The 20000-nt window shown below is 61.7% G+C and carries 17 protein-coding genes and 1 tRNA gene; 11 read left to right on the top strand and 7 right to left on the bottom strand.

Features of this window, described 5'->3' with window-relative positions:
- Window positions 1-48: 48 nt before the first annotated feature.
- From SH292x_RS11435 to SH292x_RS11455, 5 genes are read left to right on the top strand one after another with little or no spacing between them, the layout of a single operon-like run.
- Complete coding sequence (locus SH292x_RS11435) at window positions 49-1362, top strand: NAD(P)/FAD-dependent oxidoreductase (RefSeq protein ID WP_442485746.1); 1314 nt, start codon at window positions 49-51, stop codon at window positions 1360-1362.
- A complete protein-coding gene (locus SH292x_RS11440; protein WP_442485747.1) occupies window positions 1359-2132 on the top strand; it encodes a DUF1365 domain-containing protein in 774 nt (257 codons plus the stop codon). Before SH292x_RS11435 ends, SH292x_RS11440 begins: the two co-directional genes overlap by 4 nt.
- Window positions 2069-3340 carry a class I SAM-dependent methyltransferase gene (locus SH292x_RS11445; RefSeq protein WP_442485748.1) on the top strand — a complete coding sequence of 424 codons (1272 nt, stop codon included), beginning with the start codon at window positions 2069-2071 and terminating at the stop codon, window positions 3338-3340. Before SH292x_RS11440 ends, SH292x_RS11445 begins: the two co-directional genes overlap by 64 nt.
- Before the next feature lie 4 nt (window positions 3341-3344).
- Entirely contained in the window at window positions 3345-4376 is a 1032-nt protein-coding gene (locus tag SH292x_RS11450) for an SAM-dependent methyltransferase (protein ID WP_442485749.1), read from the top strand.
- A gap of 3 nt (window positions 4377-4379) precedes the next feature.
- Window positions 4380-5168, top strand: coding sequence for a DUF1295 domain-containing protein (locus SH292x_RS11455; protein ID WP_442485750.1), 789 nt, complete (start codon window positions 4380-4382; stop codon window positions 5166-5168).
- Here SH292x_RS11455 and SH292x_RS11460 read toward each other — a convergent pair.
- Both SH292x_RS11460 and SH292x_RS11465 read right to left on the bottom strand, forming a co-directional pair.
- Window positions 5165-5809, bottom strand: coding sequence for a hypothetical protein (locus SH292x_RS11460; RefSeq protein ID WP_442485751.1), 645 nt, complete (start codon window positions 5807-5809; stop codon window positions 5165-5167). The two genes, SH292x_RS11455 and SH292x_RS11460, sit on opposite strands and share 4 nt — an antisense overlap.
- Window positions 5802-6695: an SDR family oxidoreductase gene (locus SH292x_RS11465; RefSeq protein WP_442485752.1), complete on the bottom strand. Its 894-nt coding sequence runs from the start codon at window positions 6693-6695 to the stop codon at window positions 5802-5804. Before SH292x_RS11465 ends, SH292x_RS11460 begins: the two co-directional genes overlap by 8 nt.
- Before the next feature lie 209 nt (window positions 6696-6904).
- Between SH292x_RS11465 and SH292x_RS11470 the strand changes: the two genes are divergently transcribed.
- Window positions 6905-8131 carry an App1 family protein gene (locus SH292x_RS11470; protein ID WP_442485753.1) on the top strand — a complete coding sequence of 409 codons (1227 nt, stop codon included), beginning with the start codon at window positions 6905-6907 and terminating at the stop codon, window positions 8129-8131.
- 7 nt (window positions 8132-8138) lie between these two features.
- Here SH292x_RS11470 and SH292x_RS11475 read toward each other — a convergent pair whose 3' ends face one another.
- Window positions 8139-8882 (bottom strand): SDR family oxidoreductase, encoded by a 744-nt coding sequence (locus tag SH292x_RS11475; RefSeq protein ID WP_442485754.1) that lies wholly within the window; start codon window positions 8880-8882, stop codon window positions 8139-8141.
- A 148-nt stretch (window positions 8883-9030) separates the two neighbouring features.
- On the opposite strand from SH292x_RS11475, the gene SH292x_RS11480 reads away from it, so the two are divergent.
- Window positions 9031-12066, top strand: coding sequence for a VWA domain-containing protein (locus SH292x_RS11480; protein ID WP_442485755.1), 3036 nt, complete (start codon window positions 9031-9033; stop codon window positions 12064-12066).
- 121 nt (window positions 12067-12187) lie between these two features.
- Here the strand turns inward: SH292x_RS11480 and SH292x_RS11485 are convergent, their stop codons facing one another.
- Window positions 12188-14056 carry a redoxin family protein gene (locus SH292x_RS11485; RefSeq protein WP_442485756.1) on the bottom strand — a complete coding sequence of 623 codons (1869 nt, stop codon included), beginning with the start codon at window positions 14054-14056 and terminating at the stop codon, window positions 12188-12190.
- Between the two features lie 296 nt (window positions 14057-14352).
- Window positions 14353-15105, bottom strand: coding sequence for an ion transporter (locus tag SH292x_RS11490; RefSeq protein ID WP_442485757.1), 753 nt, complete (start codon window positions 15103-15105; stop codon window positions 14353-14355).
- 423 nt (window positions 15106-15528) lie between these two features.
- Between SH292x_RS11490 and SH292x_RS11495 the strand changes: the two genes are divergently transcribed.
- On the top strand, window positions 15529-16314 hold the full coding sequence (locus SH292x_RS11495; RefSeq protein ID WP_442485758.1) for a superoxide dismutase: 786 nt from the start codon (window positions 15529-15531) through the stop codon (window positions 16312-16314).
- Window positions 16315-16743: 429 nt separating this feature from the next.
- Here the strand turns inward: SH292x_RS11495 and SH292x_RS11500 are convergent, their stop codons facing one another.
- Window positions 16744-17103 carry a hypothetical protein gene (locus SH292x_RS11500; RefSeq protein ID WP_442485759.1) on the bottom strand — a complete coding sequence of 120 codons (360 nt, stop codon included), beginning with the start codon at window positions 17101-17103 and terminating at the stop codon, window positions 16744-16746.
- Window positions 17104-17554: 451 nt separating this feature from the next.
- Here SH292x_RS11500 and SH292x_RS11505 point away from each other — a divergent pair, with 451 nt between their 5' ends.
- Entirely contained in the window at window positions 17555-17707 is a 153-nt protein-coding gene (locus tag SH292x_RS11505; protein ID WP_442485760.1) for a hypothetical protein, read from the top strand.
- 89 nt (window positions 17708-17796) lie between these two features.
- On the opposite strand, the gene SH292x_RS11510 is transcribed toward SH292x_RS11505, so the two are convergent.
- On the bottom strand, window positions 17797-18147 hold the full coding sequence (locus SH292x_RS11510) for a hypothetical protein (RefSeq protein ID WP_442485761.1): 351 nt from the start codon (window positions 18145-18147) through the stop codon (window positions 17797-17799).
- Window positions 18148-18459: 312 nt separating this feature from the next.
- On the opposite strand from SH292x_RS11510, the gene SH292x_RS11515 reads away from it, so the two are divergent.
- Window positions 18460-18531, top strand: a tRNA-Cys gene (locus tag SH292x_RS11515).
- A gap of 164 nt (window positions 18532-18695) precedes the next feature.
- A complete protein-coding gene (locus SH292x_RS11520; protein WP_442485762.1) occupies window positions 18696-19919 on the top strand; it encodes a substrate-binding domain-containing protein in 1224 nt (407 codons plus the stop codon).
- Window positions 19920-20000: the final 81 nt, after the last annotated feature.

A 20000-nucleotide genomic window follows, 5' to 3' on the forward strand; every position in this document is an offset into this window, starting at 1 on the left:
GGCCCGAGTGCGCACCTCGCGGGTCTGTGGTTTGGTGCGGGGTGAGTCTTGAACATCGCGATTATTGGAGCCGGCATCAGCGGCAATTTGGCGGCACGGCTGCTGGCGACAAAGCACCAAATCACGCTGTTCGAAGCCGGCGATTACGCGGGGGGGCACACCAATACGGTGGAGGTCCAAACGACCGATGGCCCTGTGAGCGTCGACACCGGGTTCATGGTGTTCAATCGCCGGACCTACCCGAACTTCTGCCGAATGCTCGAATTGCTCGGCGTCGAGTCGCACGCCAGCGACATGAGTTTCAGCGTCCACGACGAGCAAACGGGCCTGGAATACTGCGGCAGCTCACTCAATACGCTCTTCGCTCAGCGTCGCAATTTGCTCCGGCCGGCGTTTCACCGGATGGTGCGCGATATCTTGCGGTTCAACAAGGCGGCAACCCAATTCGTTCGCGGAGCCCAATCCGAAGCTCAAACGCTTGGCAACTTCCTCCGCGTGCACCAACTAGGTTGCGAGTTTCGCGATTGGTACTTGATCCCGATGCTCGCCGCAATTTGGTCCGCGGCACCGGCTGAAGTTGAGGCGCTACCCGCCAAGTTCATCCTAGGCTTCATGCAGAATCATGGGCTCCTGCAGATTCGCGATCGGCCGCAATGGCGGACCATCGTGGGTGGCGCGAAGAATTATGTGGCTCGATTGCTCGAACCCATTGCGGATCGCGTGCGACTATCGACGCCAGTCGCAGAGGTTCGTCGCCGCTTCGATGGCGTCGTCGTTCAACCCACGTTAGGACCGGCCGAGGAGTTCGACGCCGTGGTGTTCGCGAGCCACGCCGATCAGTCGCTGTCGATGCTCTCCGATGCGACGAATGCAGAGCAAGAGATTCTCACCGCGTTCCCTTATCAGCCCAACGTGGCTGTGCTGCATAGCGACCCCTCGCCGATGCCGACCCGGCGGCTGGCTTGGGCGAGCTGGAACTACCGAGTGCCCGTTGGAGACTGCCGGGCGGCGTCGGTCACCTACGATCTGGTTCGACTGCAGAACTTGAAGACGACGCAGCCAGTTTTCGTAACGCTCAACCCGGTTGGTCCCATCGATCCCGCGAAGGTGCATCGTACGTTCGAGTACCACCACCCCGCCTACTCGCTGGCCTCGTCGGCAGCACAATCACGGTGGCATGAGATTAGCGGCCACAATCGAACGTGGTATTGTGGTGCTTTCTGGGGGTATGGTTTTCACGAGGACGGGGTGCGAAGTGCCCTGGCCGTTGCCGAGCAGTTTGGTATCGACCTCGAAGCCCTTGTGCTCCCGCCGCACACCGGGTCCGCACACTCCTCGTCGTCCATCGCGCACGCATCATGAACAGTTGCCTTTACTACGGAACCGTCTCGCATCGCCGGCAAACGCCGGTCGAGCACCGGTTTCGTTATCGACTGTTCTGGCTTTACGTTGATCTCGATGAACTTCCGGCTCTCTCCAAGCAGGTGCGAGGCTTGTCCGAGCGCCGTTTCGGTGCGGCTACCCTGTACCGGCCGGATCATCTGGGTCCGAGAGATCTCCGGTTGGCCGATTCGGTGCGGCAGTTTGTCTTGAAGCAAGCAGGCTGCGACCTAGGAATCGCGTCGATTCGGCTTCTCACCCAGCCGCGATCGCTCGGGTTCTATTTCAGCCCGCTGAATCTCTACTACTGCTTCGCCGCGGACGAGTCGTTGGTCGCCTTGGTCGCCGAGGTGAATAACACGCCTTGGAACGAGCAGCACTGTTACCTGCTTTGGTCGGGCAACGAAGTGGCCGAGGGTGAGTACCGCCACGACAAGCAAATGCACGTGTCCCCCTTCATGTCGATGGAGCACGATTATCACTGGCGTATTACGCCGCCCAGTCAGCAGCTGGCTGTTGAGCTTTCGACGGTCCGAGAAGAGGGAGCGTTTTTCGATGCTACGATGACGCTCGAGCGTCGACCTCTCACCAGTTGGTCGCTCGCGCGGCATCTCGCCACCAGTCCTATCAACGCGGCACGTGTGGTAGCCGCCATTTACTTTGAGGCCCTCCGCCTCTGGAGCAAACGATGTCCTTACTATCCTCATCCCAAGACCACCTCGACGCCCCGCCCAGCGGTGCGTGCCCGGTGAGATCGCGGGGGGCGACGTGGATCGACCGCTGGTGCCGTCAGCGGGTGTTCGATCGGCTATCGCACTTGCGCGACGGGACCATCTCCATCGTCGAGCCCGAAGCGAGCTACCCCTTCGGCGCACGGGTCGACGAACTTGTGCCCGACGCCGAACTCTACGTCCGCCAAGCGAGCTTCTACCGTCATATTGTGGCTGGGGGCGGGCTTGGCGCGGCCGAGGCCTATATGGCGGGGGAGTGGAGCGCGGACGACTTGCCCGGTTTGCTTCAACTCTTCGCCCGCGACGCGAGCGCGTGTGCCGAGATCGATCGCAGCTGGGCTCGGCGACTTCGCCTTCCGGTCGAGCGAGCCTTTGCTTGGCTCCGCCGCAACACCATGACCGGCAGCCGCAAGAACATCGCCGCCCACTACGACCTGTCGAATGATTTCTATCGCCTGTGGCTCGACGATTCGATGGCTTACTCGTCGGCCGTGTTTCCGAGCGATACCGCCTCACTCGCCGAGGCACAGCGGCACAAGTTCGATCTCGCGTGCCAGAAGCTGCAACTGAAGCCAGGCGACCACTTGCTCGAAATCGGCACCGGCTGGGGGGGTCTGGCCATCCACGCCGCGACGAATTATGGCTGCCACGTCACCACGACCACTATTTCCGACCAACAGCAAGACTACGCGAAGGAGCAGATCGCGCTCCGCGGCCTTACCAATCGCGTCACGCTTCTCAATCGCGACTATCGCGAGCTTACCGGTCAGTTCGACAAGCTCGTGAGTATCGAAATGATCGAAGCGGTGGGCCACGAATACTTGCCGACGTTTTTCCGTGCGTGCAGCGATCGCTTGCGACCGGGCGGTTTAATGGTCCTACAAGCCATCACCATCCCCGACCAGCGGTACGAAGCCTACCGCCACTCGGTCGACTTCATTCAGCGTTACATCTTCCCCGGCGGCGCACTTCCCTCGCTGGGTGCCATGCACCGGGCGATCGCCGACGGAACGCGGCTGCAAGTCATTGGCCTCGACGACTACACGCCCCACTATGCCCGCACGCTTGCCGCCTGGCGCGAGAGGTTCTTCGACGAACTGCACGAAGTCCGTCGACTTGGGTTTGACGAGCGGTTCATTCGCATGTGGGATTACTACTTGTCGTACTGCATCGCCGGATTCCGCGAGAGGCAGATCGGTCTCGTTCAGATGGAATGCATGAAGGTTTAAGTCCATGACACTCACTACCCTCGCCGAACGGCGGTACCTGCCCGATCGTGCCATTCGGTACGGCATTCGCCGATTGCTAAGCACGCGACTCAAGCTGTCGCGCGAGTCGAACGAATCCGTCGAGCGCTTCGCCCAGCGACTCCGGGATGTCGACGCCGTGGCGGTGGCGACCGACAACGCCAACCAGCAGCACTACGAAGTGCCCGCTGCGTTCTTCGAAACGGTGTTGGGGCCGCGGCTCAAGTACAGTTGTGGTTACTGGCCCGACTCTCACGCCACGCTCGCCGAATCCGAGGCCGCGATGCTTCGTCTCACCTGCGAACGGGCGGGAATTGCTGAGGGCCAGCGGATCCTGGAGCTAGGTTGCGGTTGGGGATCACTTTCGTTGTGGCTCGCCGAGCACTACCCCGCGAGCCAGATCGTCGCGATGTCCAATTCATCCACGCAGCGCGAGTACATTCAGGCCAAGGCGGCGCGGCAGGGCTTCACGAACCTTGAAGTCGTCACGGCGAACGTCGCCCACTTCGAACCGGCTGGCCAGTTCGATCGCGTTGTGTCCGTCGAGATGTTTGAACATGTCCGCAACTACCAAGTATTGCTCGGCCGTATTCGGCGATGGTTGCGAGCTGAAGGTCGACTGTTCGTGCACATCTTCTGCCATCGCCAGTTCGCCTACCCCTTCGACGTGGATTTGAACGCCGGCAAGTCATCGAACTGGATGACGCAGCATTTTTTCACCGGCGGCGTTATGCCAAGCTTCGATTTATTCCGGCAGTTCGAAGACGACATGCAGGTCGAATCCGACTGGTGGCTCGATGGCACGCATTATGCAAGAACCTGCGAGGCGTGGCTCGCGAATCTCGACGCCCACTCCTCCGCCGCCGCGGATGCCCTCGCAACCGGCGACCATCCCGATAGCGTTGACATTCAGCTACAACGGTGGCGGATGTTTTTTATGGCGTGCGCCGAGCTCTTCGCCTACGATCATGGCCAGCAATGGGGCGTCGGACACTACCTGTTTGCACCGCGGAGTTAGTGCGTGTCGATCTCTGCTTTACTCTTGCTCGCGGCATTTTCCATCAGCGTGTACATGCTGACGTTCTGGCTCGTGAGCACCGTGATCCAGAACGTCAGCATTGTTGACATCGGCTGGGGGGCGGGATTTGTGCTGGTGGCGTGGATCGCCTACTTCGCCGCTCCCGCCGACGGGCTTCGCGCGACGGTGTTACTCGTGCTCGTTACCGTCTGGGGATTTCGACTGGCGGGCTACCTAGCGTGGCGAAACATCGGCAAGCCCGAAGACCATCGCTACGCCGCCATGCGCAAGAAACACGGCGAGCGGTTCTGCTGGGTGAGCCTGTTCACGGTGTTCGCGTTGCAAGGTGTCATCATGTGGATCGTCGCCCTGCCAGTGACCATCGGCATGGGGCACTCAGAGTTCCTCAAATCGCTATCCGCTTGGCATCTCGTGGGCCTGATGGTTTGGACCATTGGTCTCGTGTTCGAGGCCGGCGGCGACTGGCAGCTCGCGAAGTTCAAAGCCAACCCTGCCAACAAAGGCAAAGTATGCGACCGCGGGTTCTGGCGATATACGCGGCACCCGAATTACTTCGGGGACTGCTGCGTATGGTGGGGGCTGTGGATGGTCTCACTCGCCACGTGGTCCGATGCCTGGACCGCAATTAGTCCTGTTCTCATGACCGTGCTACTGCTCCAGTTCTCTGGAGTTCGCCTGCTTGAGTACGACATCGCCGATCGCCGCCCCGACTATGCGGAGTATAAGCGTCGAACGAGCGCGTTCATCCCTTGGCCACCCAAATCGGCTTAGGCCTTGCGGTGCATTAGAAACGCCACGCTCGCGGTGCGCATGCGGGCGTGTTCAACGGCGTCGTACTGCTGCTCTGCTCGCGCGATCAGCGCGTGAAAATCCGTGCCGGCAAATTGAGCTGTGGCGGCTTGGAGGTTTGCCAGCACACGCCAGAGTGCCCGTTTGCCTAGGATTCCAATGGAAAGGATTTCGAGCACTTCGAGGTGCCCAAGATCGCCGGAAACGCGGTGCCAAAACTTCCAACTGCTCAACTTCGCGGCGAACCACGCCCCCGCGCTGCGCCACCACGTTTGTTTGACGTCGAGCGAGTGAATCATCCGCTCGAGCGTTCGTTTGTCCTCTTCGATGTCAGGAATAACCCACTCGATCACTTCTTTCAGAGGTGCCGGCAGGTCTTTGCTTTCCAGCGCACGAAGCGTCGACACTGCCGTTGCTCCCCCCGCCAGGTGATCTCGGAGATACGTGGCGAGCGCGTCGCAATCCACTTCCTGGGCACAGGGTTCGCCATGCGGTGGTTCGTGCGACTGCACCGTGTCGTTCGGATTGTGCGGCACGTAGTGGGCCTCCGATTCCGGAGTCGACTCAGCGGGGGCAAAGCGTGACTCACGCGCGTAGGCGTGCAGAGGAGTTGCATTAACCATTGATAATCTCTCCACCATTGGGGTGTAGAACTTGACCGGTAATGTACGACGATTGCTCGGAGGCGAGGAACACGTAGCACTCGCCACATTCCCAAGGCTGACCCGCGCGGCCCATGGGTGTGTCGGCGCCGAACTTCGAGACCTTCTTCTTGTCGAACGTCGCGGGGATGAGCGGCGTCCAGATCGGTCCCGGGGCCACGGCGTTCACCCGGATGCCATCTTTCACGAGATTCTGCGATAACGACCGCGTGAAGCTAACCACCGCGCCCTTGGTTGCTGAGTAGTCGAGCAAGCCTGGACTGCCGCGATAGGCCGTGACGCTGGTGGTGTTGATGATCGATGCCCCGCTCGACTTCTTGAGGTGCGGCAGCGCGGCCTTCGCTAGATAGAACATCGAGAAGACGTTGGTGCGAAACGTCTGCTCCAATTGTTTAGCGCTAATGGCTTCAAGTTCTTCTTGCGGATGCTGCTCCGCCGCATTGTTCACCAGAATGTCGAGTTGGCCGAGTTGCTTGACGGTTTGCTCCACCGCCTTCAGGCAGAAAGCCTCGCGCCCGACATCGCCCTTGATCAGCAGGCAGCGCCGCCCGCGGCTCTCCACTTCCTGCTGTGTGTCCCGCGCGTCCTCGGTTTCTTCAAGGTAGACAATCGCGACATCGGCCCCTTCGCGGGCGAAGGCAATCGCCGCCGCGCGACCAATGCCGCTATCTCCACCCGTGATCAGCGCCACTTTCCCATCCAGCAGTCCGCTTCCCGTGATCGAAACATTAAACGACTCGGGCTTGGGCTTCATTTTCGACCGCCGCCCCGGCTGTTTGGACTGGGTCTGCGGTGGGCGCTGCTGGCGAGTGCTCGACTTGCCTTCCTTTGACGAATTATTGGCCATGATCGGACTCGTGAATTGAGAATCTAGGGGACTTAGTACAAGGCGTCCGTTGCAAAGCCTGTGCCTTACTCCGCATCGCGCTAGGCGGCTCAAAACAACCCAAAACTGTAGCGATGGCGACCATTCTGCTGATTTCGCCGCGGTCAGTGCGGAAGCAACCGGGCACGCTTCGCCCGGCCGGGGGCAGGAAAATACCCCCGCCGCGCGGTATGCTAGGGGGCACTGCGACCCTGCCCCGCCTGTTTCGCCAGATGGACAAGAAGCCCAAAAAACTACGACGTTCGCTCGGATCCCGGGCCATTCGGCTCGTGGCGTCGATCGACAATGCGTTCGACGCACGTATGCGGCGGCTCAACAAACGGCTCGGGCGCGAGGGCGTGCCGCAAATCCTGCCGTACATCGGGTACGCCAACGCCACCACCGCTTGGCTGCACGGGCGGGTGCTCACCAATCCTCCGCCGGCCGAACCGGGCGAGTCGGACAGTCGGTGGCGGAACGTCGCGAACACCTACCGCCGATTCGCCAGCAAAGAGGTGCCCGACGTCCGCATCGAGATCAAGCTCGGCGACGACACCCATCAAGTGGTGACCGATCGCGAAGGCTACTTCGCCCTCCAAGCTCCGCACGGCCTGCAGCATCTGGAGCAGGGCATGTGGGCCCAGGCGATCTTGAAGATCGTCGACCACCACCGCGTCTCGCCCGACGAGTCGGCGACTACCGCCAAGCTGATGTCGCCACCCACCGAGGCCGAGTTCGGCATTATTAGCGACGTCGACGACACCGTGATTCACACCGGCGCGACGCATCTCTTAAAGATGATCCGCGTCACCATGTTCGGCAACGCCCGGACACGCGTGCCGCTCGACGGCGCGGCGGCGTTTTATCAGGCCCTGCAAGTGGGCAATCGCGAGGGCGAGTCGCCGCAGAACCCCGTGTTCTACGTTTCGAGCTCGCCCTGGAATCTGTTCGACCTGATCGAAGACATCTTCCTGTTCAACAACTTTCCGCTTGGTCCGATCCTGCTCCGCGACATCGGTTTCGATCGCGACAAGTTCGTCTCCTCGGGCCACGGGCATAAGCTCGATAAAGTCCGGCGGATCATGGCGGCCTATCCCGAGTTACCCTTCGTGCTCCTCGGCGACTCGGGGCAAGACGACGCCATGCTCTACGCCACCGCTGCAGCCGAGTATGGTCCCGAACGGATTAAGGCGATCTTCATCCGCGATGTCGACCCCGACGCCGATAGTCGCTACGACGCCAACGTAGCCACGTGGCAGGCAAAGTCGATCGAAGCCGGCGTGCCGATGCACCGCATTCGCGATAGCCACGCCGCCGCGCTGCTGGCCGCCGAGAAGGGTTGGATCCACCCCGATCGACTCGACGGCATTCGTGCCGAAGTGTTCAAGGACAAAGTGCTCAAGCAGGGCGTGACTTAGGCAGCGTTTACCTTCCGCCGGCAATCTCGATGAACGCTCCCGTGGTGAACGACGACGCGTCTGACAGCAGCCACAGAATGGCCGACGCCACTTCCTCGGCCGTACCACCACGGCGTAGCGGCACGAACTGCTTCACTCGCTGCACGCGATCCGGCTCGCCGCCATCGGCGTGCATTTCGGTGTAGATGAAACCTGGACGGACGCCGTTCACGCGAATGCCCTCTTGTGCCACCTCGTGCGCCAGGCCAATCGTCAGCGTGTCCATCGCCCCCTTCGACGCCGCATAGTCGACGTACTCGCCCGGCGAGCCAGTTCGCGCGGCGACGGACGACACGTTCACGATCGCCCCACCGCTACCGCCGTGTTTTGTCGACATTCGCTGGACCGCCTGACGGCAGCAGGCGAAGGTGCCAAACACGTTGGTCGCGAAGATGCGCTCGAGCCGATCGCGCGTGAGCCCTTCCACGCGACTCTGCGTCTCCAGCACACCCGCGTTATTCACCAGGGCGGATAGCCCACCCAGCTTCTTGTCGCACTCATCGAATAACCTCACCACGTCCCCTTCGACGGAAACGTCGGCCTGAATCGCCACGGCTTTGCCACCGCCCGCTTGGATTTCGGCGACCACGGCTTCTGCTTCTTCGCGGCGAGTTCGGTAGTTCACGGCAACCGCGTAGCCACTCCGGGCGGCCATCTTGGCGGTGGCCGCGCCGATACCCCGCCCTGCCCCGGTGATCAGAATAACCGCCATCTGCCGCCTCCGTGTCCAACGAGCCTCGAAAATCTTCTTCTAACCCAGCCCGCCATTTCGAGGCAAGGGCTGCGGGTGTTGGTAGCCTTTTCGCCCGCCGACTGCTCTAATACAACCGTCGACCCATGCATCACGAGGAGCGGCGCACTTGAACACGGTTTGGCTTCACTTCGACCACCCCCAGTACCTCTGGCTCTTCGCCCTATTGCCGGTGTTCTGGTGGATGAGCCGGGCCAGCTTCAGTGGTCTCAGCCGCGGCCAAGCCGCTATGGCGCTGGCGGTGCGAACTCTCGTGTTCACGCTAATCGTGCTGGCCCTCGCCGATGCACACACGGTCCGCAGCAACAACCGCCTGACGGTTCTCTACCTGCTCGACCAATCGCATAGCATTCCCGACACGCAGCGCGAGGCGATGATCGACTTCGTCAACGCGTCGATCGAAACCCATCGCCAAGAAGATTCCGAAGACCGCGTCGGCGTGATGGTGTTCGGTCGTCAGGCCGAGATGGAGATCCCGCCGCTTGACGTTTTCCCATCGCTTGGCAGGATTCAGTCCCCGGTCGATCCCGAGTACACGGACCTCGCCGCCGCGCTGTCGCATGCCCGCGGTATGTTCCCAGGCGACTCCGCCGGACGCGTGGTGCTGGTGACCGATGGCAACGAAAACCTGGGCGACTCGGTCGCCGAGGCCAAAGCCCTGTCCGACGCCGGCATCAGCATCGATGTGGTCCCCGTGCCACTACCGCCGCGAGCGGAAGTGGCCGTCGAAAAGGTCATGCTCCCCGCCGTGGTTCGCGATGGCGAGCCGTTTGAGCTACGCACCGTCCTCTCGGTCGACTCCCCCACGGGCGACGCCTCGGCGACTGGTACCGTGCGAGTGGTTCGAAAAGCATTCGGCCAGGAAGAGACCATCGTCGAGCAAGCCGTCGAACTGCCTCCCGGCAAAACGGTGCTCAGTTTCGACGACAAGCTCGACCGATCGGGCTTCTTCACCTACGAGGCCCACTTCTCGCCCAGCAAAACGGTCGACGATGGCACCGCACGAAACAACATGGCCACGGCGTTTACGCAGATCGTCGGCTCGGGCCAAGTTTTGTTGATCGAGAACGCCGAAGAACCCGGTGCCCACGACCACTTGGTCGAAGTGCTCCGTCGCGGCGGCATGGAAGTCGAGGTCGCCACGACCAGCGCGCTCTTCACGTCGCTCGCCGAGCTTCAGCGTTTCGACTGCGTGGTCCTCGCCGACGTACCACTCGCTAGCGGTGGCGTGTCCGACGACGTGTCGGCCTTCACCGAGGCCCAGCTTCGCATGCTGGTGGAAAACACCGAGACGCTCGGCTGCGGCCTAGTCGTCATTGGCGGGCCGAACAGCTTCGGCGCGGGTGGTTGGGCCAATAGCGAACTCGAAAAGGCCCTGCCGGTCGACTGCCAAATCAAGGACGCCCGCGTGGTGCCGGTCGGCGCGCTCGGTTTGGTTATCGACCGTTCGGGGTCGATGATGGGCGAGAAGATGCAGCTCAGCAAAGCCGCAGCGATCGCCGCGGTACGCTCGCTGGGCAATCGCGATATGCTAAGTGTCGTGGCGTTCGACTCCACGCCCGTGCCGGTCTGTCGGTTGCAGCAAATCGGCAATGGCGACCGCGTTGCCGCGGCTATCTCTAGGCTTACCGCCGATGGCGGCACCGACATGTACCCCGCGTTTGCCCAGGTCGTGGCGGACATGGAAAAGGCCCAGGCCGCGGTGAAGCACATCATCGTCCTCACCGACGGCCAGACGCCCCCCCAACCGTTCGACGAGTTGGTACGACGTGCCCGCGCCGCCAAGGTCACGGTGAGCGCTGTCGCCATTGGGGGCGACGCCCAGGTTCCGCTGCTTACCAACATCGCCGCCGCGGGTGGCGGGCGGTTCTACGCGGTTCGCAACCCGAAGGCCGTGCCACGCATCTTCATGCGCGAGGCTCGTCGAGTTTCGCGGCCTCTGGTTCGCGACCTCGTGCCTCCGCAATCGCCGCAGATCGTCGGCGACAGCCAGATCGTCGCCGGGCTCGAAGGAGCGATTCCGCCGATCCGCGGTTTCGTGATGACCACGGTCAAAGAGAGCCCGCTGGTCGAAGTCATCCTGCGATCGCCCGTTCCACCAAACCCCGAAAACAGCACCATCCTCGCCAGTTGGAACTACGGCCTCGGCAAGGTCGTGGCATTCACCAGCGATGCCGGACAGCGGTGGACCAACTCATGGACTTCCTGGGATGGCTACGAGCCGCTCTTCACCAAAATGGTCCGCTCGGCGATGCGACCCACCGATGGCTCGCGAAACTACTCGCTCGCCACCACCACCGCAAATGGCGTGACCACCGTGGTGATCGACGCCCTCGACAACGAAGACGAGTTCCTCAACTCCTCCACCGGCATGATGGCGAGCGTTTTGGGCCCCGACTCGAAGTCGACACCACTCACCATCGATCAAGTGGCACCGGGACGTTACGTCGGCCGGTTCGACTCGCGCGACGCGGGCACTTACTTGCTCGCCGTATCGCCATCGGATGGCCCCATGCTGCGAACGGGTGTGAGCGTCGGCTACTCGCGCGAGTACCGCGATCGCGAAGCGAATTTGCCGCTACTGGAGACCCTCGCCGGGCTCACTCCCGAGGGTGGCGAACCAGGACACCTCGCTGGCGGTGCGAACCCCCAGCCACTCGACAAAGCGGCGGAGCAGATCGCGACCGCCGCGACCGACCCCTTCCGCCACGACCTGCCCCGCGCCACGGCCATCGACTCCATCTGGCCCTGGCTGGTGGTGGCCGCTGCGTGCTTGTTCGTCGGCGATGTCGGCGTGCGGCGAATCCGGGTGAGTTTGGCGAGTATGTCCGCGGCCACCAGCGCGGCGATGGCCCGTGTGTTTGGGCGTCGCAATACGGACGAAACCCCCGCGACACTCACCCGCCTGCAAACCCGCAAACAAACCATGCGCGACGAGTACGCCTCGCGCCGCGTGGAGGTCGAACCTCTCTCGCCCGAAGCGGCCCAACAGCCCGCTCCCACCGACTGGCTCACCCCGCCACCGGCGAAGCCCTCGGCGCGCGGCACCAAGCTATCCGGCGGCGCGGATGTCGAAGCCCCGCCCGAAGAGAGCTACACCGAACGCCTGCTCCGCGCCAAACGCGACGCCACACGAGGGAAGTAATCCTGAGATTTTGTGGGAGGCCTCTCCGAGGCCGAAAATCGGGGTCGGAGACCCCTCCCACAGTTATCTCCCAATCGCCACGGTTCCCCTGGCACGCAGGCTGCTTACCCCACGGGTCGAACTACTTCCCGCCCAATAGGCCTTTCAGCAATCCCTTCGAGGCATCGACTCCCGTCTTGGGATTTACCTTCAGGCCAAGGTGCTCATCGTCTTCGGTGTAGAACACGAATCCGTACATCATTTCGTCGACCGTTTGCTGTCCGTCGTAGACGACCTTGGAAGGATCGGGGTTGTAGGCGTTGAATGCCGAGTTGTCGAAGTGCGACACACACTCAAACCGCGTCCCCGCCGGGAACTTTACCGCGCCGGGTTCCACGTAGTACGGCAGCTGCCAGTCGAAGTTGTAGTTCGGCACCATCAAGATCGACTCGCTCTTCCCATCGGGCGTGTGGGCCAGGAATTGCGACGCCTTGCCGCGCAGGTGCATGTGCACGAAGAAGCCCACGAGCGTCACGTCCTCATCTACTGGCTTCTCCCGGGTCACGCGGTGGTGCGGATCGTGGGGCGGAATCGCGAAGCGGGTGTTGGCGAGCTCGACGTACCGCAGCTCTTTCTCCACTTCGTAGCGCGGAAAACGAAGGCCAACGCGTAGGCGGGCCTTTTCGGGCTTGCCGGTGGTTACCAGGTGAATCTGAAGTCCCAAGACCGACCCGGCGGGGATCTTCGACGCCACGCCATGCTCCAGTTCCATCGGTCCCACGCCAGGCACGTAGCCCGTGATCAGTTTTGCCCGGCGAATGTCTTCGCCCACGGTCGCAAAGCCGAGATTCGCGTGATGAACCACCCGAGGATTGTCGGGCTGCACCTCGGCCACGGCAACCCACGTGTCGTTCAAAAACGGCATCGGCAGCACCGCGTAGCGATAGTCGAGATACCCATCGGCCGGCACGTCGTACACGGCGGGCACCGTGAGGATCATGTCGGGTTTACCCATGAACCACCGCTGATTGCCCCACTCGGGGTCGGGCTCGCTCCCCGTGAACTCGCCGGCCGTTTGCTCCTCGCCGCTGGCGGCTTCGCCCTCGATCATGCCGCCGCGGACCCACTCGACGATCTTCTGGCGAGTCTCGCGGTCGAGCGTCCGCTCGTTCATGAACTTGCCATGCTTGCCACTGGCGTACCACGGCGGCATCCGGCCCTCGTCCACCACTTCGGCAATCATCTCGCCGTTGCCAGCAACGTCTTCGTAAGTGAGCAGCGAGAAGGGAGCCGTCGTCCCCAGTTGGTGGCACGCCTGGCAGTGCTTGGCCACCAGCGGCTGGATGTCGGCGTGAAACGTAAGCTCCCTCTCTGCGGGCTCTTTCTTTGCCGGCGTGATTACACATCCATCCACCGGCGTTTCGGCGACTTCGACTTCCTCGCCCGCGAGCACTGCTTGAATGGCATCGCGCAAGTATGTTTTCGTCGGGTTGGGGAGCGAACCCCCAATCCGGTGCTGATCGTCAATCCTTCCGCGGTACCGAAGCCGCAGCTCACTGTCGAGCACCACCACCTCGGGCGTCCGACTCGCGCCGCACGCGGCGACAGTCGCTCCGTCGATATCTTGAACGCAGGCAAACGGAAGATCGAACTCCACGGCCTGCGTCGCCACGTCCATTACCGATTCCGTGGGGCTGGTGTTCACCGATACGACGACCAAGCCTCGCTCGCGAAACTCCTTGTCGAGCTCCTTCAGCCGCGGCAGGTACTTCTGCACCAGGGGGCAGGTCGTATTCGTAAACACCAGGACGATGGCCTTAGTTGCTACCGGCTCTTTCGCCACGAGCTCGTCGAGCGAACGCTGCAGGTAGCGAATGTCCTTGAACCGAGCGCCCGAGACTTTCTCGCCAATCGAAGGAGTCGCAGCCGGCGATTGGCTCGCCGACAAGATGGCGAGCGCGACCAACAGCAGTATCCACGTCCAAAAACGCTGGGTGGCGAGAGGCTTCATCGGTAAGACTACCATCCCTTCCAAAGCAAACTTGCGCGAGGCCAACTGCTACTCATTGTAGATCGAACCGCCGCCGCACGTGATCCGAATTGCGAGCGCCCACTCCCGAAAACCGCGCACCAAGTGCAGGCAGAGCGAGGTTTCCAGCCACTGGGAGGCCCGTGTGAGCCGGGTCGTCCCCGATCCCGGAAACTCCGCCAATTCGATGGTTATGCACTGCGAGACGCGAGCCGTCCGGGGTCGGGGACGACCCGGCTCACTCGGAAAGACATTACCCACGCTCTCACCCCGCGGTTTCAGTCTTCCATCCGCCGGGCTTCCGTCAGGGCCGAGGCCACCAGACCGGCTGGCACCGCCACCACACCGAGGCCGGCGAGCAGCACGAAGAACGTGAAGATTCGCCCGCCGACCGTGATGGGATAAATGTCGCCATAACCCACGGTGGTCAGCGTGACGATCGCCCACCACAGGCTATGGAAGATCGAGGTGAACTTGTCGGGCTGGGCTTGGTACTCGAAGTAATAAATGCCTGCCGACGAGACGTACAGCACGATGCCCGCGAATAGCAGGAACACCACCAATTCTTCCTTGGCGATGATCAACGCGCGATGGAACCGCCGGAGCGCCTTGTTGTACCTCGCGAACTTCAGGATGCGTAAGAGTTGAAACAAACGGAACGCTCGCAAGCTCCGCAGGTCGAGTTCAATCGTTAGGTAGAATGGCAAGAACGCCAACAGGTCGATGATGCCATAGAAGCTGAAGACGTACCGCAATGGTTTGTGTGCGACCGCAATGCGCAACAGATACTCGGCCGTGAAGAACAGGGCGACCGCCACCTCAATCACGCGGAAGAAGTGCCGCGACTGCGGCGTCAAGTTCGGCAGCGTCTCGAAGGCCAGCGCCAAGAGCGAGGTCACGATCATCACCTGCACCAGCACCGCGAACACCCGCCCCGCTGGCGATCGAGGATCGTCCACCACCAGGCGCAGCCGCTCGCGGATACCCAAATGGTTGTGTCGCGGTTCGTCAGTCGGAGGCTCGGAACTCAACGCGGAATCCTTCCATTCGTCCACAGCACAGGGCCATACTGCACACCCCCGCCGGCCCTCGACAAGCTACCCGATTGCCAGCACTGCATGAAGACCACTATGGACGCTGGAAAGGTAGGGTGGGTGGTTCTGTCGGCGAAGGGAACCAAGATTTGTCAGCGCCCATGGTGCCGACAGGTTCACCCACCATTTTCCGCGAGCCAACAAGGTGGGTAAACCTGCCGGCGGGCAAGGTTTCAAGAACGCCTAACGTCACTTCGCCAGCAGAACTACCCACCCTACTGTTTCTTGCGGAACCACGCGGCATTGTTTTTCACACCCCGAAATCGCCCCACGAGGTCATCTACCGGGGTACAATAGCGAGCATCGCTTCCGCGATCCCCCTTCCCCCACCCACCCGATTCAGGTGCCCAAGGAGAAATCATGACGAACAACCAGGCCAGCGAAAACACCAACACACCACCCACCCCCTGCACCGATGGCGTCGATCGCCGTAAGTTCATTGCCTACTCGGCCGTTGCTGCCGCGTCGGCCAGTGTGCTCGGTCTTGCCGCCGGCGAAGTCGCCGCTCAGACCGCCGCTGCACCCGCAGCGCCGACCGGCCCCTTCAAGCTGCCGAAACTGCCGTACGCCTACGATGCCTTGGAGCCCGCCATCGACGCCAAGACGATGGAGATCCACTACACCAAGCACCATCAAGGTTACGTCGACAAGCTGAACGCCGCCGTTGCTGGGCACCCCCAACTGGCTAAGATGCCGATCGACGCCATCCTGGTCGATCTCGACGCCGTGCCGGCCGACATTCGCACCGCGGTGCAGAACAACGGCGGTGGTCACGCCAACCACACCATGTTCTGGACGCTGCTCGCTCCCGTCGGCAACGGCACCAAGCCCTCGCCGGCCCTCGCCAAGGCGATCGAGGCGAGCTTTGGCTCGATGGACAAGTTCAAGGAAGCGTTCAACCAAGCGGCCACCACGCGGTTTGGCAGCGGCTGGGCGTGGCTCGTCGCCGATGGCGATAAACTGGAAGTGATTTCCAGTGCCAACCAGGACTCGCCGCTATCGCTAGGCAAGAAGCCCCTACTCGGCCTGGACGTCTGGGAACACGCCTATTACCTGCACTACCAAAACCGCCGGCCCGAGTACATTGGGGCGTTTTGGGACATCGTGAACTGGGACCAAGTCTCGAAAAACTTCGCGGCAAAATAATCTGAACATTTTTTCAGATTGTGACTTGAAAGTACTCACGCACCTGATCTAATGAGCGGTGTGAACTCACGTTCACACCGCTTGTTTTTTGCCTACTACTTTTCGAACCGCAAATCGCCTGTAGCCGCACTCGCTGGGAGTGCCGGCGATCGCTCGGTGTACGCCCCGAACTCTTGCGAGTCCGGCTACATGAAAACACCTAGACGCGATTGCAGAAAACCGTTTTGTCGCACCCCCTGCGACATTACCCTTTTCGACCACCACTCGACGATGAACGTAAGCGACGTACCACTCACGACTTCGGACGACACTTTGACTGTCACGCTGCAGAGTAAAGTCGCACCCGATCAAATATCGGGCAATTCGCGACTTTACTCGCCTAGGCAAGTGGGGCAAAACCCTGAGCCCGCTACGATGCACGAAAGATCGTTAGCGGACGACGATCACTTCCTGTTGCGGAGGAACCCAGCCAAATGGATTGCCACCCGGCATTTGCCAACGGGGCGAAGGAATGCCCATGAACGGCGTGCTGTTGGCGGTGGGGCGTGCGGCGCTCATGCCGTACCAGGCCATCGACTCCATGCGAGCCATCCGCTGGTAGGCACGCATCTGGGCCTTTTGCTGGATGATCATCTGCGGAGTGATCTGCGGAGCCGATTCGCCGTACCAGCTCGAAGTATCCACCGCCGGCGCGTCCGCTGGGAGCGGCTTATTGGGCGTTTGGGCCATGACCGAAGAAGCGGCCAGAGTGACCAACAGGGCGGCAAGCGTGCGGGTCGTGGTACTCATATTCATCGAACTCGTAGCTGGGGGGCGGGGGATGGGCGACATGACTTCGTCCAAGAGAAGTCTACGTCATCTCGCTACTGGCTTGGTTCGGCGGATTGCTTCCGGGAATCCCCTTTTCCGCCGCCAGCCGTTACGACCCGCACCAGGGCTGCGAATCCCTGCGGATTAGGCAAAGTGTGGAGCTTAAAAACTTCCCCCCCGGGCGTTTGCACCGGGTGGTCGCGGTGCTACCATGAGGCGAACGGCGAGGGGAACACGTACAACACGCTGACCTTCAGCGGGACCTTCCAAGATTCCGCGGCGGTTGGCGAAAGACTTGGTAGTTCCGCCCTCGATCGGCTCGCGAGCCTTAACAGCCCGCCATCCGGTCGTGGTGCGAAGCGCATTCAAGCCCTCCCAGTAACTAAACCCCACATGTGGGGAACCATCCTTCTGTTAGGAGAAGCGAAAGATGAAGAAGATTGGCCTGCTGATGCTGATGCTGTGCCTTACCGGCCTGACCGTTGGTTGCGAGAAGAAGGAGCCAGCTGCTCCTCCAGCCGCTCCCCCCGCGGATGCCCCAGCCGACACCACGTCAACTCCCGAAACCACTCCCGCCAGCTAAGCATTGCTGCACGAGTTGTGAAACACATCCAAGAAGCCTGGGTGACGCAAGTCACTCGGGCTTCTTGTGTTTGGCGAGAGGAAGAATTCCTAGGCAACGTGCCGGACGGGAATCGTCGCGGGCTGCGTCATCAGCTCGCGGGTGACTCGCTGCGTGAGGTGCTCGATGGCTCGCTCGACCAACTGGTCGAACCTCGGAGTGGAACCTGCGAACTGCCGCTCGGCCTCGGTTCGCACCACGCGCCTGGCACGTGCTCGCACGTAGCCCCGGGCTTCGCTACGCAGCATCGCGTTCACATCGCCACTCAACCGCTCTCGCACCCCTGGCAGACTCGCCTCGGCGAGCGTGCGGACCTGCTGTTCGAAGTCAACGGCAGCGTCACCCTGGCGGTTGGCGAGCCGGGCAAGCTCGGCGACGATCCGATGAACGAACGGAAACATGGCAGGCGCCTCGAGGGGAAAACAAGCAGTCACCTACGCCAACATCGTGGCGTGGTGGGCGATAGCTTGACGACCGTTGCCACCGCGTGCCCTATCTTGCCGAGCCCCTGCGACCGTCCAGCGAGACGAAATCGGGTGAAGCTGGGCGAGCTAAGTGACTGTCCTGCTAAAGCTTTGGGCAAAACCCCGCAACAACACGGGGTTGACCAATGCAGATAGATTACGTAGTTTTTGTCAAAGATGACGGTTACACCGTCCGATACATGTCTCTGTCGCCCGACGGGTTTTGCCCGACTGGCGAAGGACTTTCAAGGCGTCGTAGCCAAGTGGCTAAGGCATCGGATTGCAAATCCGACATCGTGGGTTCGACTCCCACCGACGCCTCTTGCTTTCTCCCGTCCCGCCGCTGGCGGGGCGTGCCCGGCTGCTTCTATCGGTCGGGTGGGTGCGGGGCGATAAAGGCCAGTTGCTCCCTGCGGCATTTCCCAGTCATAATGGGTGGTAGCAGGGATGTCTCTTTCCGCCAGCAGCCAAAGTCTACCGCCAATATGTCCAAGGTTCCCAACGTCGCACTACTGCTCGAAACCGCTCGTGGTTACGGACGGCAGGTCGCGATGGGCGTGGCGAAATACTCCAGCATCCACGGTCCATGGAGCTTCCTGCTCACGCCGGCCGACTTCGTGCAGGAATTCCCATCGCCCGAAAGCTGGTCGGGTGATGCGGTTATCGCGCGTTTGTCGACTCCCGAGCTCGAGCAAGCCCTGCTCGCCGCGAACCTGCCGACGGTGATCCTCGATATGGAACCCCACCAGTCGGACCCGAAGCACCCACTTTCCCATTTCGCGGACCTGTCGGTCGATAGCGCCGCCGCCGCGCATCTGGCAGCGGAGCATCTACTGGAGCGGAATTTCCCCGCCTACGCATTCGTCGGCGTCGACAACAAGATTTGGTCGGAAGAACGCGAGAAGGCATTCGTCGAGTCGGTCACTAAGGCTGGCTACGATGTCGCCGTGTACAAGCCTCCGAAGAAGGTGATGGGCAAACGCTGGGAAGCCGAGCGACCCTACTTGGCGGAGTGGCTCACGAAACTCCCCAAACCCGTCGGCGTGATGGCGTGCAACGATGTTCGCGGCCGGCAGGTGCTCGATGCTTGCCAGTTTGCGGAGCTCGTTGTCCCCAAAGAAGTGGCGGTGATTGGAGTCGACAACGACGAGCTGTTCTGCGAACTCGCCCACCCATCGCTCAGTAGCGTGTCGCTCAACGCCGTGGCGGCGGGCTACGAAGCCGCGAAGGTGCTCGACAAGATGATGCACGGTCGGCTCCGTAAGCCAGCCCGCTTGCGTGTGGCCGCCCAGCGTGTGGTGGCTCGCGAGTCGACCAACGTGTTTGCCATCGACGATCCTAGTGTGGTCCACGCTATCGAGGCGATCCGCCGCTCAAAGGGGTCGGAGCTGAGCGTTGCCGAAGTTGTCAAACAGTCCAATTTGTCTCGCCGTGACCTCGACACGAGGTTCCAGAAGCTGCTGGGTCACTCGGTTAGCGCCGAGATCCAGCGGGTGAAACTCGAACAGGCCAAGGTACTGCTCGAACAAACCGACTACCCCGTGCCCGACGTGGCCGACGCCGCGGGGTACAGCTCGGCGAGCTACATGGTTCAGGTTTTTCGCGCAAAATTGGGGACTACCCCCGCTAAGTACCGCGCGAGCGTACGTAAGTTTGCAGTCGACTCCGAAGGACGCTCGATCGCCGTTCAACAAGTTCGGCAGCCGTAGTCGGCCCGAACTCCCGCCCCGATACGATGCGACTCCGTTCCGAAAAACGGAAGTATCTCGTGAAAATTCGACACTCGAAGC

The sequence above is a fragment of the Aeoliella fuhlenseeensis genome, assembly GCF_052161615.1.
Taxonomy (GTDB): Bacteria; Planctomycetota; Planctomycetia; order Pirellulales; family Lacipirellulaceae; genus Aeoliella.